We start from the raw sequence: 20,593 nt of genomic DNA, 5'->3' as shown, positions 1-20,593 counted from the left end.
TGCTATGAATGAGAAGAAAATGCCCTTATGGATGCAAATACAACGAGTGTCCTCTTATGATAAAAAGACAGCACTAGGGTTATGCCTTCTGGGATTCATTGGTGTTGCAGGACTGCATAGGTTTTATGTTCGACAGTATGTTACAGGTCTGCTGTATCTGCTGACTGCCGGGATTTTTGGAATAGGGACATGTGTGGATGTTGTCCGTCTTTTGACAAATTGTTTTAAAGATGGCGATGGGTTATGTTTGGAATCGGCGGCGCGAAAAAGATGGGATGATAAATATGCAAAATGGCGATATGTTTATTGGTCTATGGCATGTGGACGGTATTTTGTAGATGTGACATCCATTATCAAGGAAGAGAATTTGATTCATTGTTCCTATCTAGTTGAGTTGAATTTTTCCGGCAAGAATATGATGCCGATAAAAAATATAACATATGCAATTTCACATGTTACATTTCAGACAAGCAAGTCCGAAATTTTGGTTATGACGCATAAAGGAGAGTTTTTGGATCAGGCAGGAAATGTAATGGTTGAAGCAGAAGGAGCGCCATGGGAATCTGTACGAAAGGATTCTATGGATGAATGTATTTATTTGTTTGCTATGAATTTTCAACGAGGAAGGTGAGTGTCATTGCGAAGCTCAAGGCGTTTTTCGCGATGTTTATGGGGCTGGTGGAGGAGTGACGGGGGCAGCTTGCTTGAACGCACCGACAAAATGAAGTTTGCAGATGTACTCCGTCGGTTGAAGATGGATAGACTTTTCCACGGTATTCGCTGTGGGCATATCGCTTTCCAAGAGCTTGCGTTTCAAGCGGTTCTTTTCTTGCAGCTAATTTATGATATAATAGTATAAGCCTATCGGTTCATTTTAAAGTACCATGTATATTGGGATGTATATGAAAGAACCGCAGCGAAACGGATTTTGGTATGGTATGCGATATGGGGAGAGAGAAACATTGAAAAAGAAGGCAACGGGAAAGGTGATTCTTTCACTGACGGCTGCAATCCTGCTGGCTGTCGCGCCCTGTGGGGCGGCGGATATGGAAGCGGGAGCAGGAAGCGGCGCGGCGGCAGAGGAACTGACGCCGGATTCAAAGGGTGCGACGGAATTTACCCGGCAAAAGAACGAGTCTGTTTACAGCCAGTTGGATTTTGCTGACAGACAGGAAGCGGAATTTGCCCAAAGAGGGCGGATTGCCTCGCCTGAAAAGCTGGAGATCAAGGATGCCTACGGCAATATCGTATGGAGCCAGAAGGCGTATGGTTTTCTGGAAGACGCAGCGGAGAGTCCCGATACCGTCAATCCGAGCCTTTGGGAAAATGCCAAAAATAACCATGCCTATGGCCTTTTCGAGGTGGAAAAGGGAATCTACCAAGTGCGCGGGTACGACATGGCGAATCTCACCCTTGTGACAGGCGATACCGGCTGGATCGTACTCGATACGACGATGGGCATCGAATGTGCAGGGGCAGCTCTCGATCTTGTCAAACAACATCTCGGGGAAAAACCGATCAAAGCAGTCATTATCTCGCATCCTCATATTGACCATTTCGGTGGTGTCGGAGCTTTCGTGAACGATAAAACGGTTGCGGACGCCTCCCTTCCTATCGAGAAGCAGCTTGCAGGCGGCAAGATTCCGCTCATCGTTCCGGAGGGATTTACCACCCATGCGGTGGAAGAGAATCTTTATGCGGGCAAGGCCATGGGGAGGCGTGCAAACTATCAGTACGGTACGCTTATCGACAAATCCCCGACGGGCGCGCTGTCAATCGGCATCGGCATGGGGCAGTCCAAGGGGACGGTATCCTTTGTCGTGCCGTCGTACGAGGTAAAGAAGACCGGCGAAAAAATCACGATTGACGGCGTGGAGATGGAATTCCAGCTGACGCCCGGAACGGAAGCTCCTGCCGAGATGAACATATACTTCCCGCGCTACAAGGCGCTCTGGGCTGCGGAGAACTGCACGGCAACGCTCCATAACCTGTACACTCTGCGCGGTGCTGAGGTGCGCGACGGAAATGCATGGGCGAAATATATCATGGAAGCGATGTCGCGGTACGCCGATCGATCGGAGGTTGTCTTCCAGTCGCACAACTGGCCGCATTGGGGCAAAGAGGTCATCCGCGATTATATGCTGAATACCGCTGCGGTATACAAGTACATCAATGATCAGTCATTGACCTATATCAACCAGGGGTATAACGGCGTGGAAATCGAAAATATGCTGCAGCTGCCGGAGCGGCTTTCTAAAAATTGGTATACAAGGCCGTATTATGGGACGCCGGCGCACAATGCCATGGCGGTCTATCAGAAATATATGGGTTACTATGACGCCAACCCGGTGAACCTTTGCAGGCTTCCTGCCGAGCAAAGCGCGAAGAAGATGGCACAATATCTGGAGCTTGGCAGCATGGACGCCTGCCTTGCGCAGGCGAGGCGGGATTTCGCCAAGGGGGAATACCAGTGGGTTGCCGAATTCACCAATCAGCTCGTATTCGCAGATCCTTCCAATCGGGAGGCAAGACTTCTCTGTGCAGACGCGCTCGAACAGCTGGGCTATCAGGCAGAATCCGGCACATGGCGCAACTGCTATCTGACCGGTGCGCTTGAACTGAGGAAGGGCAATAGGACAAAACGGCCCAGGAGCGGCGGTGAATTTGGTCGTGCTCTCATGCGCCAGCTTACACCGGAGATGGCATTCGACTACATGGATATCCTGCTGGATAAGAAGGCTATGGCAAACCGGGATGCCGAGATTCTTTTCCATATCGAAGATCTCGGCAAATATTACAGAGCCTATCTTGTGGACGGCGTCCTTCTCCATGCGGAGGATGCGGGAAAAGCTCCTGCGGACACGACGGTTGAATGCAGCTCCAAGACGATGCTCCTGCTGCTCATGGATTATAATGCATTTGCCCGGAAGGCAAAAATCAAGGGAGATGCAGCTTTGCTGCAAAGACTGGCGGCCAATCTGACTGAGCTCGGTCGGAAATCCGGCATGTTCAATATTGTGGAGCCGTGACAGCAGCAACGGTTGGCTCACTGCCCAGTTGCTGCTAAATAAAGGAAAACCTCAAATGGGAGTATGTCGATATTGCCATGAGAATCTAAGAAGTCAAGCCATGGACGCAGACGGATTGGCCAGGTTTCTGTAAGGCGTGAGGACATATGTACAGGATGACGTTGTGATGTGCCATCACTGAAATCGGGTGCGAAAACAAAACATGCCGTTTCGCGTGATGGCTGAACATATGTCCTGAAAGTTTATTCGGCATACACCGTGTGAAGAGCTGCGATTGCGGTGATGGATGCCCGCGTGCAAAAAAACAGCAGGCGCGGTCTGTAGCCAAACTACAGATCGCGCCTCCTTTGTCATTTTAACGGATAAGCGTCGGTGAAAAGCTCGGGGGCGTCCGCGCGCTCGATGGTCAGCGTGAAGTCGCCGGAGGAGTAGGGGCCGAGGGCGTAGGGGGCATAGAGGAAGACGAGTTCGCCGCGCGTGCCCATGTACCAGGAGAAGTTGTCGAATCCCTTTTCGGGTCTGTGGAATCGTTCGAGCTGCTCTTCGATGTCGTAGGCGAAGAGATCCTCCTCGCGGCCCGGGTATTGGGTGCGGAAGGCGGTGGCGAGCGCTCGGAGCAAAGCTTCGCGGCTCGTGACGATGGCGGCGAGATCGATTTCTTTCCCCGTCCGCGTGTCGAAGGTCGTGCCGCCCTCGCCATGCATCGGGTGAATGCCGCCGGTGAACTCGGCGCCGAAGCTGCAGAAGCTGATCATGCTCTCGTCGACGCGCCCCCACTTCGTGATGACGGAGTAATCGAAGTAGGCGATTTCTTCGAGAAAGCCGCCTTGGCGGTCGCCGTTTTTGCATTTATAGGCGAAATCGAAGCCCTTTTTCGCAGCTTGCGCCTCGTGCTTGTTCCAGGCGTCGAGGGCGCGCGAGAGCGCTTCGCGCCCTTCGCCTTTGACGTGGAGCACGGAATGGCTGCTGTAGGTCACGCATTTGCCGTTGGCATTCAAGGCCTCGATGCGATGATCTTCGACGAGGAGCCACGGCACGGGGGCTTTGAGGGAGCGGGCGGCCTCAAGGCTGTAGGCGTCCGACGCCATGCTCGTGACTTCCCGGATCGTGTCCTGCTGCGCAGCCTGGGCGGTTGGCGCGAGCGGGAAGCTGGCCGGGAGCGGCGCGAGAGGTGCGAGCACCAGGGCGGCTGCAAGGGAGAGGGAACGGAGCTTTTTCATGGGGATTCCTCCTTATATGATCGTCTGGGTATGTGAGCAGAGGCTTTTGCGGCTGCGATACTATTTCAGCGGCTCGGCGACGTTGAAGAAATGCCTCCCTGGCCTACAGCGAAAATGAACATACTTATTTAATATATAGCATGAATTCAGGCGGAAGTGTACTGTGCCAAATGACAGGCTGTATGAAAAATTTGCACTTTTATATGCATTTCGACAGAACACGAATAAAGAGAATAAAGCGATTAAAAAAACATATCGGTTATGTTATACTATGAGGGAAAGGACTGCCTTTGGTGCAGGAAGCGCATATATGAGCATGCGCTTTTGGATGCAGGGAGGAGGGATGCGTTGGAGACGGAGGCGGTGAAAAGGAAATGAACACACATCCGGAAGCGGGGATGCATGGCACGATTGTGAGCTTTCGTCAAAGTGATTCGGAGGTTTCTGTAAGGGCGTGAGGACCTATGTACAACGTGATGAAACGACATGCGATGTTCCTCTTATGCGCGTTTGTGCTGCTCGTTTCGGGGCAGAGCGCGGCGGAGCCGCGCGATGAGATCGATACGGTTTTGGAGCGCATGGCGGGCACTTGGTACGATGAAGACGGCGGCGCGGTGCTCACAATCGAAGGGCGCATGATCAACGGCTGCGAGGCCGTCGCCATGGAGCATGGGGCAGGCAGCCCTAAGGCCGGTGATGCGGAGTTTCACATCAAAGAAGCGGGCGGGGAGCGTACGCTTCACATCGGCTGGAGGCTTTTCGGCGGCGCGGGAGACTATATCACGCTCGCGGACGGTGAGGCATTGCAGCGCACGCCGGATCCCGTCGGCTTCGAGTCCGTCAGCGGCATCCATTTCGGCATGCGCCTGCGCATCGTGCAGGAAATCCTCGGAAAAGGTGAGGAATTGCGCGCCTACGATGATTACCCCGCAGACTATCCCCGCTGGATTTGCAGCTGGTATTATCAAGACAAGGGGCTCATGGTGCTTAATGAAGACGGAATTGTGACGGGATTGGCGCTGCTCAAGGGAAGCAAGCTGCATTTTGACCGCTCCGGCCTCGGGGTAAACGATTCGCGCGAAGCATACGACCGCATTTACGGTCTGCCGGAGATTTACGAGGATTCATCGAGAGACCGGGCTGCAGTTTATCGCATCGCTCCCGGTGAGGCTCTTATTTTCGGGCTTGATGGGAGCTATGTCCTGCTCGCTGTTTACGATTGAAGACAGGCATTTTCGGAATCAAAGGCAGGGTATTATGCTGTGGATGCTATATGGAGGAGCTTTTCTAAAACAGGAGGTGCGAGATGAAACGCGTTGTTTTGCTTGTCCTATGTACGCTCATGCTGTTCGTTGCGGGGCAGGGTGAGGCGGAGACGATGATGTCGCCGGATTCGTTCCGGGGAACCATGGGAAAGCTGGCAGGTACATGGTACGATGAAGATGGGAATGCGGTGCTGACGATCGAGGGCAATACGATCAACGGCTGCGAGGTTATCGGCGGCGATCGACTGGCAAACGGACCCGGCAGCGGCTCTCTGGACTTCATCATTCGAGAGGCGGCCGGCACGCGCACGCTGCGCATTGGTTGGCTGCTTTTCGGCGGGCCGGGGGACTACATCCGACTGAACGATGGGGAAGCGCTGCAGCGCACGCTGAATCCTGCTTGTTCCGAATCCGTCGAGGGCGTTCGTCTCGGTATGCGCACGCGCGCCGTGCGGGAAAGGCTCGGTGCGGGGCAGGAATTGAACAGGGAAAATGCTTGCCGTGCAGGCGATGATACCTTTGCTTACGGCTGGCATTATCCGGGCAAGGGGCTTATCGTTCTCCATAAAGACGGCATCGTGACAGGCCTTGTTCTGCTGCCGGGGAGCAAACTGTATTTTGACCGCTCCGGCCTCGGGGCAAACGACGGGCGGGCGGCATACGCGCGCGCCTATAAGATGTCCGAGATCCCCGAGGAAAGGACGTACAACAATCCGCTGGCGTTCTATGAGATCGCTCCCGGGGAGTTCTTCTCGTTCGGAAAGAATGGGAGCTATGTCAGGTTCAGCGCTGTGGCGCATTGATTTTTGGTGATAGTGGAATCTTTGCAGGATCGGGAGGTGCGAGATGAAAGGATTGGCGATGTTCGCCTTATGTGCGTTCGTGCTGCTCGCTTTGGGACAGAGTGCGGCGGCGGAGCCGCGCGACGCTCTCGATGTGATTTTGGAGCGCATGGCGGGCACTTGGTACGATGGAGACGGAGGCGCGGCGCTCACGATTGGGGAGCGCACGATCAACGGCTGTGAAGTCGTCGGCTGGGGACAATGGGTAGGCGGTATTGAATCCGGCGGCGCAGAGTTCCGCGTCAAAGAAGCGGGCGGAGAGCGCACGCTTCATATCGGCTGGAAACTTTTTGGCGGTGCGGGGGATTATATCACGCTGGCGGGCGGCGATGCATTGCAGCGCACGCTGACTCCGGACTACTTTGAGTCTGTCGGCGGCATTCATTTCGGTATGCGCATGAGCGCCGTGCAGGAGATTCTCGGAGAGGGGAAGGAATTGCGTCGGGAGGAGCCCTGTCATGTAGGCGACATGAGCTTTTCCCAGGGCTTGTATTATCCGGATAAGAGGCTCATCATTTTCCGCGAAAACGGAATCGTGACAGGACTCGTGCTTCTCCGGGGGAGCAAGCTGCACTTTGACCGCTCCGGCCTCGGGGTAAACGATTCGCGGGAGGCGTACGCCCGCGCCTACCGTCTGCCGCAAATTCCTGAAGAGTCGTCGAGAAGCATGACGGCAGTCTACAGCATCGCTCCCGGCGAGAATCTTTCCTTCGGACTGGATGGAAGCTATGTCGTGCTCAGCATTTACGAGAATTAAGGTACAAAGAACCGCGTCATATCTACGCCTTCGAGCGTCAAGAGCTGCACCTTCTTGTCGATGCCGTCGGCATAGCCCGTGAGGCTGCCGTTTGTGCCGACGACGCGGTGGCAGGGGACGATGATGGAGATCGGGTTGTGCCCGACAGCGCCGCCGACGGCTTGGGCGGACATGCGGGAAGACTGCTCGCGGGCGATCGTTTTGGCGATCTCGCCGTATGTCATCGTTTGCCCGTAGGGGATCGAGAGAAGGATATCCCAGACCTTTTTGCGGAACGGCGTGGCTTTCGGTGCGAGCGGCGGCAAAAAGCTGGGCTCCTTGCCGCTGAAGTAGAGGTCGAGCCAGCGACGAGCCTCCTCGAATACGGGGAGGCTTTTTTGCCTGTGCGCATCTTCAAGCGTGTCGGCGAAATACTTCTGCCCGTCGAACCAAAGCCCGACGAGGGATGTGCCGTCGCTGGCGAGCGTGATGGGACCGAACGGCGAAGCGTAATGCGCTGTGTACTGCATGGGGATGCTTCCTTTCGTATGGTGAAATTAAATTTCCGGTATCTTTCGTTGCCATAAGGAGTTTCTCTTTTCTATGTTTGTATCAAAAGCGTTGCTGCACGCCGAGTGCATCATACCGCCGCTGTGCGAGGGAAGAAAAGGATTCGGCCTTTGCAGGCGAGCGGGGCGAATCATGAGGTCGCTCTTTTTTTCCATGCGTTCCTGTATTATATCATTGTATCACGAAAGTCTGCGAGGAGGAATGAAGGATCGGAGAGTATTTGCTGGAGAGCATTGCGCTGAGTCGCCAGGCTTCATGCGGCAGTTTTGATGTGATATAATAGAATGGATTCAATAGATGCGGGAGTGCAGATCGCAGATCCTGACACGATTTGAACTGATGGTGGATGACGATGTGACGCAGGAGGCGGACGCTCTTTTTGCCAGCCTTGGACTCGATACGGCGGCGATTCGGAGCTTCTTGCAGGCATCTATTGCCAACACCGGGATACCGTTTGCCCGTGCAGCATCGTGGCATACCTGACGATATGATGGAGGCGGTGAATGACAGTCGCATGGGGTGATCTGCATGAACCGTGCGCCTTCGCAGAGGAAACCGTCGCGTCCATGTTGGAGGATTGACGTGGTATATACGAACCGTATGAAGCGCGATGTGAAGCGAGCGAAAAAACGTGACAAAAATATGAAAAAACTCATCGACGTATTGACTCTCCTGCAAAACGGAAAAAGGGTATTGCGGCTTATATAGGATAGGCTCATGTCGTCGGAATGCCAAAAAAAAGCAAAGAAGGTACTGGTCGAATTGAAATGAGTGGAGGCATCTTTTATGAAATGGAAAAAGCTTTTGGTAGCCGTAGCAGTTCTTCTTTTTCAGCAAGTGACCGTCAACGCGTATGCCTTATCCGATCCTAGCGGCGTAAAAGAGCAGGCTCTGGAGCAGTGGTGTGATGCTCTGTTGGCTGAGCCACTGCCTGCCGTATCACTTCCGATGAAGACTCTCTCAGGCCGCCTTCGCACGGAAGAGGATGTGGCAGAAAGCCTGAAAGGGGCTGCCTCAGATAAATTGAGAGAGGCGGTGATGGATAAGATTTATGCGCTTGATGAAACCGGTACAGAACTCACGCCTAAGAATTATTATATTTCTTGGCAGGACGTAATTGTACTCAAAGAGATGGAGCGCAAAAAAACCATAGATGAGCAGGGGATTCCCGTTCTGACGATGCAATTCCGCCCCTTGCGTTGGGAGTATGCGCGCTTTTCCCCATTTTTGGAGCCAGGGGATTTGAAATCCGGCAAGGTGCGTGTTGTGATCAAAAAAGGTGAGGGGGATGTGCTGTTTTTACAGGCTGAGAGGGAAACTTTTTACTCCGGGCCGGAGTCGATTGATGAGAAATGGAGAATCGTGGGAAGAGATAATAGGGAAGCGATATGCCAAACGATTACGGATGTATTGCATGGGGAGGGATGGCTGACACCGCAAGGAGAGAAAGAGATTTCTCATAATCTGCATCGGCTTGGAGGGTGGACTGGCATCATTGGATCTTATGGATTCGGTGTCTTACTGCAGTCCAAGGGACGCATTGTTGTCACGAAAGATGGGCAGGCATTTTGGTCGTATGAGTGGGAAAAGCAGCATGGATCCGATTGCGTCGTATGGTAAACAACGTCAATTCCGATTGGCGGTTTTGTCTGCGGCTGCATAACTACCAAAGTTTGGCAGAACGATGCGACAATTAAACTTGCAATCTTCCCTATCGTCTGAATATTGGAAAAATCTATTGTGTAATGCTGCATATCATGGTATCATATACAGGAGACGCGTACAGCTATTCTTGGAGATCGCGCATGTGTACCCCGTTGCGGGCACCCTCGGAAAGGCGTCTCGCAAAAAGATGCCAACAGCAGTGAATCTGCCTGTCACGCAGTAGTGTGGCACGACCTCACAGGACGGAGCGGCTTGCCGTTCCGTCCGTGGCATCTTGTTTTTGTATACGTTCCCGGCGTATGCTGCGGAGAATGAATTTGTCCGGCACATTTGCATCTGCACTTTGCGCCGGGCTTTTTGCGCGAAGGAGGAAGCACGATGCTCGACTTGCTCAAAGAGGAAAGCAATAAGACGTACACGCGGACGGAGAACGATGCCGCGACCTACGCCGGCTCGGGCTCGGACGTGCTCGACTTCTTTGCGACGGTCGGCGCCTTGCGCTCTGCGAAGGAGGCAGAGATCGTCGTGCGCTTTACGCGCGCCTTTGCCGAGGATCCTGTGCGCGCGCTGCGCACGCTCTTCTATGCGCGTGATGTTCGCGGCGGGCTGGGCGAGCGCCGCGTCTTCCGCGTGCTTCTGCGCCATCTTGCCGTCTATGCGCCTGCGTGCGTGGAGAAGAATCTGCCGCTCATCCCCGAGTACGGGCGCTGGGATGATGTGCTCGCGCTTCTCGGCACACCGTTGGAGTCTGCCGCCGTTCGCTTGATTCGTAAGCAGCTGGAAAGCGATCTCGGCGCGTCGCAAAAAGGGGAGGACGTCTCGCTTCTCGCGAAGTGGCTGCCGTCCGTCAATACTTCGTCGCGTGAGACGCGTGCTAAGGCGCGTCATCTGGCGGCGTCGTTCGGGATGCAGGAGGCGGAATATCGAAAGATGCTCGTCCGTCTGCGCCGCTGCATCCGGATCATCGAAGACCATTTGCGCACGAAGGACTACAGCTTTGATTATGCGAAGCAGCCGTCCAAGGCGATGTTCAAGTACCGCGAGGCTTTTCGGCGCAACGATGCGAAGCGCTACGAGGCTTTCTTGGAGCGCGTGGCGCGCGGGACTGAGACTCTTCATACGGGGACGCTCTATCCCTACGAAGTCATTCGCCCGCTTTGCAAATGGGAGAGTGGAAGAGGTCTTTCGGCGGAGGCGTCGCGTACCCTCGACATCACATGGAAGGCGCTTCCCGACTATACGCATGGGGAGAACGCGCTCGTCGTGCTCGATGGTTCCGCTTCCATGTATGGGGGCGGAGAGCCTTTGCCGGCCTGCGTCGCGCTCTCGCTCGCCGTCTATTTTGCAGAGCGCAATGAGGGCGCGTTCCGCGATCACTTCATCACGTTTTCTCGTAAGCCGCGCATCCTTCAGATCAAGGGCGCGACGATTGCGGATAAGATCAGTTATTGCAGGACGTTTAATGAGGTGGCAAATACGAATCTCGAAGGCGTCTTCCGCCTCCTGCTGCGTGCGGCGGTTTCGGGCGGCGTGCCGCAGCAGGAGATGCCCGAGGTGCTTTACATCATCACGGACATGGAGTTTGACGCCTGTACGGAAAATGCCTCTGTGACGAATTTCGAGCAGGCGAAGAAGATGTTTGCCGAGGCGGGCTATCGCTTGCCGCGCATCGTGTTCTGGAACGTGCAGAGCCGCCGTCAGCAGCAGCCCGTCAAGATGAACGAGCAAGGCGTCATGCTCGTTTCCGGCTGCAGCCCGGGCGTATTCTCCATGGTCGTGGAGGATCGCATCACGCCGTATGAATATATGGAAAAGGTGCTGGCAAGCGAGCGATATGCGGCGATTCAGGCGTAAGGACAGGAGAGCGGGAAAAGAAAAAGCATGGCGGTGCGCGTCATGCTTTTTCTCTATGATTTTGCATTTGTTAACAAAAACTGGACATAAAAATTCCCAAAATAGTCATGGAAACCTGAATACTAGACAAACCCGATTGAAGAGTTAGACAATCGGGTTTGTCTAGTATTTTTATGATAGTTCGGATATCTATGGAATCCATTTACAATGAACCGTTTTTATCAAGGCTCAGATCTTCCTTGCTTGGGCGTGAAACGTTCCCGATATTGCGTTGGAGTAAGATATCCCAAGGCGTATGCGGGACGCTCTTCGTTGAAGAATCGAATATATACTGTTGTCGCAAAAACTACGAAAATGTGCATGTAAGGAAGTATTTTCATTGGCATAAAGTCAATGCTTTCAAGGTCTGTAGAATGTTTTTGATATGCGAAGTTTGAGAATCTAACAAATTATACGAGATATAGTGTAATAACAAAAAAGCTTGATATTAAGGGGATTTTACTACTTTCTTTGCTTTATGCCATTATTAAGTGGTCTGGATTAAGTACAGTATATACGATTTATATTATCAGAAGATGCTGTATATTGTGTGTTCCAGTTTTCTTAAAAACGTATATCCTGTATGTTGACATTTCTAGAAAAAGGTCATAATATTATAGATAGAAAATTTAGAGAAGGGGGGGGGATTTTCGTGATTCAAATTTATTTTGGCGCCTATGAGGCTCTTCTGGGAAATATCAGTGAGGGAGCGCTTTCTTATGCGGCATCATGCATCGGCCAGTGCACAGGCTGTATGTGCAATTGCCGTTGCTCTTGTTCTGGTGGCGTTGTTTCTGATTTTGAATGGGAGGCAATCTAATATGAGCGCAAATAATATACAATATATGCAGCTTTTTGGTGCAATCTGCAATAATGCGGTTGTAATGGCTCGTTGTGCATGCGTAGCTTGTAACTCTTGCACCTGTGCCTGCTCCTGCCGTGCGATTCCTGAGATGGAGGAAATTGGATGGTAAATATATCTCGGTTTACGCATTCTTATGACTTGGGAGATGCCGTAGCTCTTTACCATTCATTGAGAATGAAGCCGGTGTATTTATCTAAAAAGGCACTTGAGAGCTTGCAGGCATGGCTTGCAAGCTCCTTTTGTGATAAAGTAGAAAATGCACCCGAAGAAATTAGTGCAGAAGTACAGGAACTCGCAAGATTTAAGATTCTAACACAAACAGAAGATGAGGATGATAGAGTTCTCCAATTTGTAAAATCTAAGATTCCTAATCCTGCCGTCAATGTTTGCTATATGATTATGAGTGAACAGTGTAATTTGGCATGTAAGTACTGTTTCCTCGGAAATAATGACTGTGGGAAACGGAGCAATTTCCTTTTAGAAAATATGTCAGTTGAAACTGCAGAAAAAGCCATCAAATTTTTCATTCGTCAAATAAAAGAATCTGGTTTGGATATGGAAGAGAATAGGCCGGTTTTAATTTTTTATGGTGGAGAACCGTTGGTGAATTTCAATGTGCTTGAATATGTGGCAAGGAGAATTAATGAACTACGTAGTGAAGAAAGATGCATACGTAACATTGAAATGTCTATGGTTACAAACGGTTTGCTTTTGAATGAAACACGAATTCGAAAACTTCGTGAACTCGGGGTGGCCATTGCTATTTCTATTGATGGTTTTACTGAAAAAGCCAATAGTATGCGAGTAGATGTAGACGGAAAAGCTGTGTTTTCTCGAATTTTAGATAAACTCGATCTTTGTAAGAAGATGGGGGTGGATGTGTCTCTTTCGGTCACATTAAGTGAAGAAACGATAAGAAGTACAAAAGACATTTTGAAGTTGATTGATGCATATGGTGTAAAAGCATTTGGTTTCAATATTATGATGTCCAGCGATACTTTTGTACTACCCCATAGCTATAACGAAGAAGCGGCGCAGTTTATCATTGATGAGTTTATTGAGTTACGTGAGCGTGGAATTTATGAAGATCGCATAATGAGAAAATTGAAATCTTTTTCAAAAGCGCAGGTTTATTTCTCAGATTGCGCCGCAACTACGGGTGGTCAGATTGTAATTGCTCCGAATGGGCAGGTAGGTATTTGTCATGGTTGTCTCCACGATAAGCAATACTTTGTGGCTCACATCAATGACGATGACTTTATTGCCGTAAAAGATGCCGATTTCATCGAATGGTCGCAATTAACTCCTATAAACCATGAAGAATGTTTTGCCTGTCCAGCTCTTGGTATTTGTGGCGGGGGCTGTCCGGTTAATGCAATGCATCTTAAACCTGGAAATACGATTCATTCCATTGATGAGAGGTTTTGTGTCCATTCAAAGAAGACGTTGGAGTTTTTTATCAAAGATTTGTACCGCATTATTGTTAGTGGACAAGTCTAGAAAATATTTACATAGTATCAATAGTACCTAATTTGTTGGCGAAAGCCGCTTGACTAGTGGCTGACATCATGAATGTCAGCCACTAGTACTTGTGCAGAATTGAAAGTTTTATAAAATTTATTTGAGCAGTATTTTGTAAAGTGTAGGGAAGAAAGAGGTTGAGCATGAGTGAAATCATCAATATTTGGGGAATTGAAACGAATAATTTAAAAAACATCGAGATTGAGATTGAACAGAATGCAATCAATCTTATTGTTGGCCCCTCTGGTAGTGGAAAGTCTTCACTTGCGTATGATACGATTGCCCAAATTGGTCAACATGAATTTTTATCAATGTTCGCTGATGATATTTCTGAACCTACTTACCACATTAAAGGTTACAAAAATATGATTGCTGCTGTACCAATCAGACAATCCAACTTTAACAATAATCTGAGATCGACAATAGGAACGTACTTTGGAATTAGCAGAAGCGTTATCTTAATTTATTCATCTGTTTTAGAATTGAGTGAGAGTTTCTTTGTATTAAATAGAGAAGAAAATTTGTGTGATGAGTGCCACGGCTTAGGATATATTCGAACACTGGATAAAAATAGACTTATCAATTATGATGTACCTTTAGAAAAAAATCCTATTCAGTGTTGGAATCGATATAAAGATTTTTATTCGCAAATAATCCAGCAGTTCTGTTTAGACAATGGGATTGATTCGCAGAAGACTTTTCGTCAACTTACGAATAAGGAAAAAACAATGATCCTCTATGGAGAAAGTGCGAAAAAGTATTCTGTTCGATATAAAAAGAATTCGAGTTTTTCACGCAGGACTACAAAATATTACGGCATTATGACTGGAAAACCGATGATGGTAAACTTTGTTCCTGCAACACAATTTTTCTCAGAAGAAACTTGCAGATGTTGTCGAGGAAAAAAGTATTCTCTACAGCACGAACGATACAACGTTGTTGGTTTATCTATCGGTGACTTTATGACAATGCCATTTGAGCAGCTTCAACATCATATAAAGAAGATGCTTTCTGAAACAACAGATAGCAGTTTGCTCTTTGTGCTTAATAATATTCAGAAGTTCGTGTCAAAAGCTATAGATCTTCATCTTGGTTATTTGTTCTTTCATAGAGCAATCCCTACACTTTCAGGTGGAGAATTGCAGAGGCTTAGGATGGTACAGGTTTTAAGTACCCAGTTGTCAAATTTACTTTTGGTTTTGGATGAACCTTTAGCTGGGCTGTCTGGTGAAGAAAAAAGATCTGTATTTGAATGCGTTGTAGATTTAGCGAAAAGACATACTGTTGTCATTGTTGATCATAGCGATATTTTTGTGAGTGTTTCAAAAAAAATAATTGCATTAGGAGAAAGCGGCGGAGTACATGGCGGTTTTATTATTGATGCCAAAAAATATTTGGCAAAACAAAGTATCAGGAACACAATAAACATCTTGCCTGTCCAAAGTATGGAGCGTGTTAGTATTCATAACCCGGTTTATTCTTATGTAGGTGTCGATATTGAGATTGGGAAAGGGTGTATGAATCTAATTACAGGGCATTCCGGCATTGGAAAATCCACTTTATTGAGAGAGTATTTCCCTCAATACTTTGATCATTACCTATATATCAACCCCAAACCTCTATTGGGGAATAAAAATTCGTCTGTAGCTACAGCGTTGGATGTTTCTATTGATATTTCTAATTTATTTGCAGTAAAACATAAAAAGGATCGTCGCTTCTTTTCGAACCAAACTGGTTGTACAGGTATGTGTCCGGTTTGCATGGGAGCTGGTTATATAGAATATGGAAATGGGTACGACTCGAAAATAAGATTTCTATGTAAAGATTGTGCTGGGACTGGATTTAATAAAATTCTCCAAAAGTATAGAGTTGCTGGAAAAAATATTTTTGATGTTTGGAACATGACCATTGATGAGACGATAGAGTATTTTTCTGGAATGAATAATAAAATAATACACTACTTAGAAGAAGCAAATTCTCTTTTGTTAGGGCATTTGAGAATGGGGCAGCCAGTAGCGACACTTTCTGGTGGAGAGAATATCCGAGTTAAAGTTTTGAAAGCTATGAAATCTAAAGCAAAAGTATTTGGTGTTGACGAGCCGTTCAAAGGACTGAGCAATACGGAAATTTTTTGCGTTGTTCAATATTTAAATAGACTTTGTCAAAAAGATAGAACGGTTATCGTTGTTGATCATTCGGAGGCAATTGAACAATACTTTGCAAAACATATTGAATTAACTTGTGATAACAGTATTCTAAGGGACTCTAATAAATACGTTTGAGAATCTGCTCAAGCAAGATTTTACAGCACCACAAATCAATCAAAAATGGGCAACAGGTTTCACCTATTTATTTCTCCATGGAGGCGATGTCCGATATAACTGTACGATTATTGACCTGCATGACCGCAGTGTTGTCGCAACCCTGACGGATCGGTGTATGACGAGTGACTTGGCAATCCGAACGCTTGGCAAAGCACTCAGCAGTCAACGAAAGAGAATCAAAGGTCTGATTCTTCAGAGCGATCAAGGCAGCCCGTACACATCGAAGGTGTTTACCGACTTTTGCGAAGAACATGACCTGACTCAAAGCATGAGCAAGGCCGGATGCCCGTATGATAACGCCCCTATGGAGCGCTATTTCAATACGCTGAAGAACGAAGAAATTTATCTTCACGAGTATCAAGATGAGGAGTTTCTCTACCGTGCTGTGGAACATTTTGCTTATACTACATACAACCATGTACGACCGCATTCTTATAACGGATATCGTACGCCATTCGAAGCGAGATATTCGACATAAGTTGATTGGACATTCGTGTTACCAAAACGCTTGACCACAACATATTCGGGTACCGCACTCCAGAAGAGCTGTTTTAAGAACAACTCAACCACATTGCTTCTGCTGCTTGAAAAATTTTTGGGAAACTGTCCAATTTGCTATTGCAATTAACCTTGAGTAAAAAGCATAGAAAAATAATGGGATAAAGTGCTTGACAGAGTGGCGGCTCTATTTTATAATGGCAACATCGATTTTCGAATCGTCAATGTATATAGGTAAATCGTAGAGCAGGAAATAGTAGCCTTGTAAACTTTCTTTCAGCGAGCCGATGACCCTTCGGGGAGGTGTGATGATCGGCGGGAAGCGCATGGTGAATGGTCCTGTGAGAGTCCACCGAAAGGCTGTGCCGAGTAGGCTGGAACGGCTGCCACCGTTAGAGGGCTAGGGTATCGGTTTTTCCTGTACCTGAAACGAGAGGTCAATTTCAGGGTGGCTGCGAATCCATTTCGTCCCGAGGCGGCGAAGTGGCTTTTTTGTTTTCTGAACTTGACTTGAAAAGGGTGGCACCGCGAAATATTTCGCCCCTTGCAGGATTGTGATTCCTGCAGGGGGCGATTTTTTTTGTAAGGAGTGAGTGGTATGAAGGTCAAGATTTGCGGCTTGCGCACAGAAGAGGCGGTGTTGGCGGCGGAGGACGCAGGGGCGGACTTTTTGGGTTTTATCTTTTACGGGAAGAGCCATCGCCATGTTTTGCCGGAAGAGGTGCGCGGCCTGACGAAGCATGTGCAGCGCGCCAAGAAGGTCGGGGTGTTCGTCGATGCACCGCTCGACGAGGTCAATGCCGCCGCAGATTTCTGCAGTCTTGACTTCGTGCAGCTCCACGGGCATGAGAGCACTGCCTATGCGCGTGCGGTCCATCGCCCCGTCATCAAGGCGTTTCGCTGGGGCGACGACTTTTCGGCGGAGGAAGCGAACGACTATCCGGCGGAGATCATCCTGCTCGACAGCTTTTCCAAAGATGCTGTCGGCGGTACGGGGCAGCGCTTCCGCTGGCGCGAGGCTGCGGAGGAAACGGTGCGTCTCGAAAAGCCCCTGTTGGTCGCGGGCGGCATTGCGAGCGGCAATGTGCGGGAGGCAGAAGAGGTTTTCCGCCCCTACGGCGTCGATGTTTCGGGCAGTCTTGAGATCGAGAAGCGGAAATCCGTCGAGAGGATACGAGAATTTATGGCAGTTGTGCAGAAACGGAGGATTCCGGAATGAAAGATATTTTAGCGGAAATCGTGGAAAAGAAGCGTGACTTGGTAGCGGAGGCGAAGCGACGGCTGCCGTTTGCCGAGCTCAAGGCGAGGGCGAGGGAGCGCTGCGGCGGCTTTTATATGACGAAGCACTTTCAGGCGCGCGACTGGAATCTCATTGCCGAGTGCAAGCTGCAGTCGCCTGCCAAAGGAAGGCTGTGCCGCACGCATACGGTGGATGAACTCGCGCGCATCTACGCGGAGAACGGCGCTTCGATGCTGTCGGTTCACACCGATCCGCATTTCCTCGGCTCGAACGAGGACTTGGTGCGCGTGCGTTCTCTCGTCGATCTGCCGCTCCTGCGCAAGGATTTCATCATCGACGAGTACCAGATCTTCGAAGCGCGTATGCTCGGCGCGGACGCCGTGCTGCTGATTGCGCGTATCCTCTCACCCGCACAGCTTCGGGAGTATGTGTTCCGAGCATGGGAGATCGGCCTCGATGTGCTCGTCGAGGTGCACGATGAGGCGGACATGAAGGCCGCCCTGGCGACGCCGGCCGAGTTCATCGGCATCAACAACCGCAATTTGCAGACGTTCACGACCTCGATCGAGAACACCTTGGAGCTTTTGCCGAAGGTGGAGGAAAGCCGTACATTTATCAGCGAGAGCGGCATTTTCAGCGCTGCGGATGCGCGCCGCCTGCAGGAGGCGGGCTGCGGCGGCATCCTCGTGGGCGAGGGGCTCGTGCGTGCCGATGATGTTGCGGAGATGACGCGGCGTTTGGCGGAGCCGTGCGCGCTCGCCAAGGAGAGCGCATGAGCAGGGCGAAAGAAATAGATTTTTGTTTTGATAGTAGAAGAAAGTTGAGGGAAATATATGGCTAAGAAGGGAAGATTCGGGGCATACGGCGGACAGTATGTGCCGGAAATCGTCATGCCGGCGCTGCAGGAATTGGAAGCCGCCTATGCGAGATGCAGGGAGGACGAGGAGTTTCAAGCGGAGTTTCGGCGCTATCTGCAAGAGTACGCAGGCCGTCCGACGCGATTGTACTTTGCCGAGAAGCTTACCGAGCATTACGGCAAGGCGCGCATCTTCCTCAAGCGCGAGGATCTTCTGCATACGGGCGCACACAAGATCAACAATGCGCTCGGGCAGGCGCTGCTTGCAAAACGCATGGGCAAGAAGCGCATCGTCGCCGAGACGGGTGCAGGGCAGCACGGCGTCGCCTCGGCGACGGTCGCGGCGCTCTTCGGCATGGAGTGCCATGTTTTCATGGGGGAGGAGGACGTCAAGCGCCAGAGACTCAACGTCTTCCGCATGGAACTTCTGGGCGCGAAGGTCATTCCCGTCGCGAGCGGCACGGGCACGCTCAAGGACGCGACGAGCGAGGCGATCCGCTATTGGGCGACGAATATCACGGACACCTACTACATCATCGGCTCGGCGGTCGGGCCGCACCCGTACCCGAGCATGGTGCGTGACTTCCAGAAGATGATCGGCGAGGAGATCCGCGCACAGGTCAAGGCGGCGTGCGGACAGCTGCCCGATGCGCTCGTCGCCTGCGTCGGCGGCGGCAGCAACGCCATCGGCACGTTCTATGATTTCAAGGACGAGGCTTCCGTCAAGAAGTACGGCGTCGAGGCCGGCGGGCGCGGCGAGGCTCCCGTCGACAACGCGCGCACCTTGAGCGGCGCCGGTGAGCCGGGCGTCCTGCACGGCGCTTACAGCTACCTGCTGCAGGACGCGGACGGACAGGTCGTCGAGGCGTATTCCATTTCCGCAGGGCTCGATTATCCGGGCGTCGGCCCCGAGCATTCTTACTTCAAGGATCAAGGCATCGTGGAGTACGTTTCGGTCACGGACGAGGAAGCGCTCGCGGCGTTTCAGCGGCTTTGCCGCATGGAAGGCATCGTGCCCGCCATGGAAAGCTCCCATGCGCTCGCGTATCTTGAGAAACTGATGCCCGGGACGAAGGAGAATGAGGTCGTCGTTGTTTGCCTCTCGGGGCGCGGTGACAAAGATGTGCAGATGGTGGCGAACTACACGCACAAACGTCCACTTTGTGGACATTGTGCGCCGCCCTTGCCTGAAACCAGCCAGTCAGTCAGTGCCTCCGGCGTGACATCCTGTGGTTTCATGGCAAAAGCATTGGGGAGGGAAAGCGAATGAGCACGCGTTTGGAACATGTATTGAACGGTCTGAAAGAAAAGGGTAGGAAAGGGCTCATCATTTATCTGACGGCGGGCATGCCCGATGCGGAAGGCACGATCGATGCGGTGCGCCGTGCAGAAGAGGCGGGCGCCGACGTCATAGAGCTCGGGCTGCCGTTTTCCGACCCGATGGCGGACGGTCCCGTCATCCAGACGGCTTCCGTCGCCGCCTTGAAGGGCGGCATGACGCTCGCGAAAGTGCGCGAAATCGTGCAAGAGATTCGTCGTTTCTCCGAGATGCCGCTCGTGGGCATGGGCTATGTCAACAATATGCTGCACTACGGCTTCCCCCGTTTCGTCGAGGACTTCAAGGCGGCGGGCATGGATGGCGTCATCATCCCCGATGTGCCGCACGAGGAGTCGGGTGAGATGCGCGAAATTTGCGCGGCGCACGATTTTCCCTTGATGGAGTTCATCACGCCGGGCACGACGCCCGAGCGCATGAAGGAGACGTGCGCGAGCGCTGCAGGCTTCATCTACTGCGTGTCGAACAACGGCGTCACGGGCGTCAAGAAGGTCGACTACAGCCGGATCGGCAAGATCGTCAAGGGTGCGCGCGCCTATACGAAGACGCCGCTGGCGGTCGGCTTCGGCATCGGCTCGCCCGAGGCGGCTGTCGAAGCGGCGGCGGAAGCCGACGCCGTCATCGTGGGCAGCGCCGTCGTCAAGCTCCTGCTCGCGGACAGGCGGGACGAGGCGGCGGAGCTGATCGCGGCGATGCGCAAAGCTCTCGATGCGGCATATCATGGCTGAGGGAG

At 51.1% G+C, this 20,593-nt stretch carries 19 protein-coding genes and 1 pseudogene; 17 read left to right on the top strand and 3 right to left on the bottom strand.

Annotated elements, in window-relative coordinates; genetic code table 11:
* The first annotated feature begins 4 nt into the window (after nucleotides 1-4).
* On the top strand, nucleotides 5-631 hold the full coding sequence (locus ACRTGH_RS02235; protein ID WP_368847091.1) for a TM2 domain-containing protein: 627 nt from the start codon (nucleotides 5-7) through the stop codon (nucleotides 629-631).
* Nucleotides 632-962: 331 nt separating this feature from the next.
* Nucleotides 963-3,029, top strand: coding sequence for an alkyl/aryl-sulfatase (locus ACRTGH_RS02230; protein WP_368847092.1), 2,067 nt, complete (start codon nucleotides 963-965; stop codon nucleotides 3,027-3,029).
* 350 nt (nucleotides 3,030-3,379) lie between these two features.
* Here the strand turns inward: ACRTGH_RS02230 and ACRTGH_RS02225 are convergent, their stop codons facing one another.
* Nucleotides 3,380-4,249: an RsiV family protein gene (locus ACRTGH_RS02225; RefSeq protein ID WP_368847093.1), complete on the bottom strand. Its 870-nt coding sequence runs from the start codon at nucleotides 4,247-4,249 to the stop codon at nucleotides 3,380-3,382.
* Between the two features lie 464 nt (nucleotides 4,250-4,713).
* Between ACRTGH_RS02225 and ACRTGH_RS02220 the strand changes: the two genes are divergently transcribed.
* The 3 genes from ACRTGH_RS02220 to ACRTGH_RS02210 all read left to right on the top strand — a co-directional run bounded on the left by ACRTGH_RS02220 (nucleotide 4,714) and on the right by ACRTGH_RS02210 (nucleotide 7,113).
* A complete protein-coding gene (locus ACRTGH_RS02220; RefSeq protein WP_368847094.1) occupies nucleotides 4,714-5,472 on the top strand; it encodes a hypothetical protein in 759 nt (252 codons plus the stop codon).
* Nucleotides 5,473-5,555: 83 nt separating this feature from the next.
* Nucleotides 5,556-6,317, top strand: a complete 762-nt coding sequence (locus ACRTGH_RS02215; RefSeq protein WP_368847095.1) for a hypothetical protein — start codon at nucleotides 5,556-5,558, stop codon at nucleotides 6,315-6,317.
* A 43-nt stretch (nucleotides 6,318-6,360) separates the two neighbouring features.
* Nucleotides 6,361-7,113: a hypothetical protein gene (locus tag ACRTGH_RS02210; RefSeq protein ID WP_368847096.1), complete on the top strand. Its 753-nt coding sequence runs from the start codon at nucleotides 6,361-6,363 to the stop codon at nucleotides 7,111-7,113.
* On the opposite strand, the gene ACRTGH_RS02205 is transcribed toward ACRTGH_RS02210, so the two are convergent.
* Nucleotides 7,110-7,622, bottom strand: coding sequence for a methylated-DNA--[protein]-cysteine S-methyltransferase (locus tag ACRTGH_RS02205; protein WP_368847097.1), 513 nt, complete (start codon nucleotides 7,620-7,622; stop codon nucleotides 7,110-7,112). The genes ACRTGH_RS02210 and ACRTGH_RS02205 overlap by 4 nt on opposite strands.
* A gap of 337 nt (nucleotides 7,623-7,959) precedes the next feature.
* Here ACRTGH_RS02205 and ACRTGH_RS02200 point away from each other — a divergent pair, with 337 nt between their 5' ends.
* The 3 genes from ACRTGH_RS02200 (at nucleotide 7,960) to ACRTGH_RS02190 (ending at nucleotide 11,181) form a co-directional block, all read left to right on the top strand.
* A complete protein-coding gene (locus tag ACRTGH_RS02200; RefSeq protein WP_368847098.1) occupies nucleotides 7,960-8,145 on the top strand; it encodes a hypothetical protein in 186 nt (61 codons plus the stop codon).
* Nucleotides 8,146-8,448: 303 nt separating this feature from the next.
* Nucleotides 8,449-9,282: a hypothetical protein gene (locus ACRTGH_RS02195; protein WP_368847099.1), complete on the top strand. Its 834-nt coding sequence runs from the start codon at nucleotides 8,449-8,451 to the stop codon at nucleotides 9,280-9,282.
* Nucleotides 9,283-9,705: 423 nt separating this feature from the next.
* On the top strand, nucleotides 9,706-11,181 hold the full coding sequence (locus tag ACRTGH_RS02190; protein ID WP_368847100.1) for a DUF2828 family protein: 1,476 nt from the start codon (nucleotides 9,706-9,708) through the stop codon (nucleotides 11,179-11,181).
* Between the two features lie 221 nt (nucleotides 11,182-11,402).
* On the opposite strand, the gene ACRTGH_RS02185 is transcribed toward ACRTGH_RS02190, so the two are convergent.
* A complete protein-coding gene (locus ACRTGH_RS02185; protein ID WP_438474842.1) occupies nucleotides 11,403-11,543 on the bottom strand; it encodes an IS3 family transposase in 141 nt (46 codons plus the stop codon).
* 260 nt (nucleotides 11,544-11,803) lie between these two features.
* Here ACRTGH_RS02185 and ACRTGH_RS02180 point away from each other — a divergent pair, with 260 nt between their 5' ends.
* The 9 genes and pseudogenes from ACRTGH_RS02180 to trpA all read left to right on the top strand — a co-directional run bounded on the left by ACRTGH_RS02180 (nucleotide 11,804) and on the right by trpA (nucleotide 20,588).
* Nucleotides 11,804-12,040 carry a FibroRumin family radical SAM-modified Cys-rich RiPP gene (locus tag ACRTGH_RS02180; RefSeq protein WP_368847102.1) on the top strand — a complete coding sequence of 79 codons (237 nt, stop codon included), beginning with the start codon at nucleotides 11,804-11,806 and terminating at the stop codon, nucleotides 12,038-12,040.
* On the top strand, nucleotides 11,940-12,194 hold the full coding sequence (locus tag ACRTGH_RS02175; protein ID WP_438474561.1) for a FibroRumin family radical SAM-modified Cys-rich RiPP: 255 nt from the start codon (nucleotides 11,940-11,942) through the stop codon (nucleotides 12,192-12,194). Before ACRTGH_RS02180 ends, ACRTGH_RS02175 begins: the two co-directional genes overlap by 101 nt.
* Nucleotides 12,188-13,585 carry a FibroRumin system radical SAM peptide maturase gene (locus ACRTGH_RS02170; protein WP_368847104.1) on the top strand — a complete coding sequence of 466 codons (1,398 nt, stop codon included), beginning with the start codon at nucleotides 12,188-12,190 and terminating at the stop codon, nucleotides 13,583-13,585. The genes ACRTGH_RS02175 and ACRTGH_RS02170 overlap by 7 nt, the downstream gene beginning before the upstream one ends.
* 164 nt (nucleotides 13,586-13,749) lie before the next feature.
* A complete protein-coding gene (locus ACRTGH_RS02165) occupies nucleotides 13,750-15,888 on the top strand; it encodes a hypothetical protein (protein ID WP_438474559.1) in 2,139 nt (712 codons plus the stop codon).
* Nucleotides 15,887-16,408 (top strand): annotated as a pseudogene (locus ACRTGH_RS02160) (IS3 family transposase); the annotation flags it as partial. The gene ACRTGH_RS02165 and the pseudogene ACRTGH_RS02160, both read left to right, overlap by 2 nt.
* Before the next feature lie 618 nt (nucleotides 16,409-17,026).
* Nucleotides 17,027-17,647 carry a phosphoribosylanthranilate isomerase gene (locus tag ACRTGH_RS02155; protein ID WP_368847105.1) on the top strand — a complete coding sequence of 207 codons (621 nt, stop codon included), beginning with the start codon at nucleotides 17,027-17,029 and terminating at the stop codon, nucleotides 17,645-17,647.
* On the top strand, nucleotides 17,644-18,444 hold the full coding sequence (gene trpC / locus ACRTGH_RS02150) for an indole-3-glycerol phosphate synthase TrpC (protein WP_368847106.1): 801 nt from the start codon (nucleotides 17,644-17,646) through the stop codon (nucleotides 18,442-18,444). Before ACRTGH_RS02155 ends, trpC begins: the two co-directional genes overlap by 4 nt.
* A gap of 57 nt (nucleotides 18,445-18,501) precedes the next feature.
* Entirely contained in the window at nucleotides 18,502-19,794 is a 1,293-nt protein-coding gene (trpB, locus tag ACRTGH_RS02145; RefSeq protein ID WP_368847107.1) for a tryptophan synthase subunit beta, read from the top strand.
* Nucleotides 19,791-20,588 carry a tryptophan synthase subunit alpha gene (trpA, locus tag ACRTGH_RS02140; RefSeq protein ID WP_368847108.1) on the top strand — a complete coding sequence of 266 codons (798 nt, stop codon included), beginning with the start codon at nucleotides 19,791-19,793 and terminating at the stop codon, nucleotides 20,586-20,588. Before trpB ends, trpA begins: the two co-directional genes overlap by 4 nt.
* Nucleotides 20,589-20,593 lie beyond the last annotated feature (5 nt).

Origin of the sequence: Selenomonas oralis, assembly GCF_051603425.1 — a bacterium.
GTDB classification, from domain to species: Bacteria; Bacillota; Negativicutes; order Selenomonadales; family Selenomonadaceae; genus Selenomonas; species Selenomonas sputigena_A.
The sequence above is the reverse complement of the archived record's forward strand: the minus strand, read 5'-3'. Positions and strand labels throughout refer to the sequence as shown.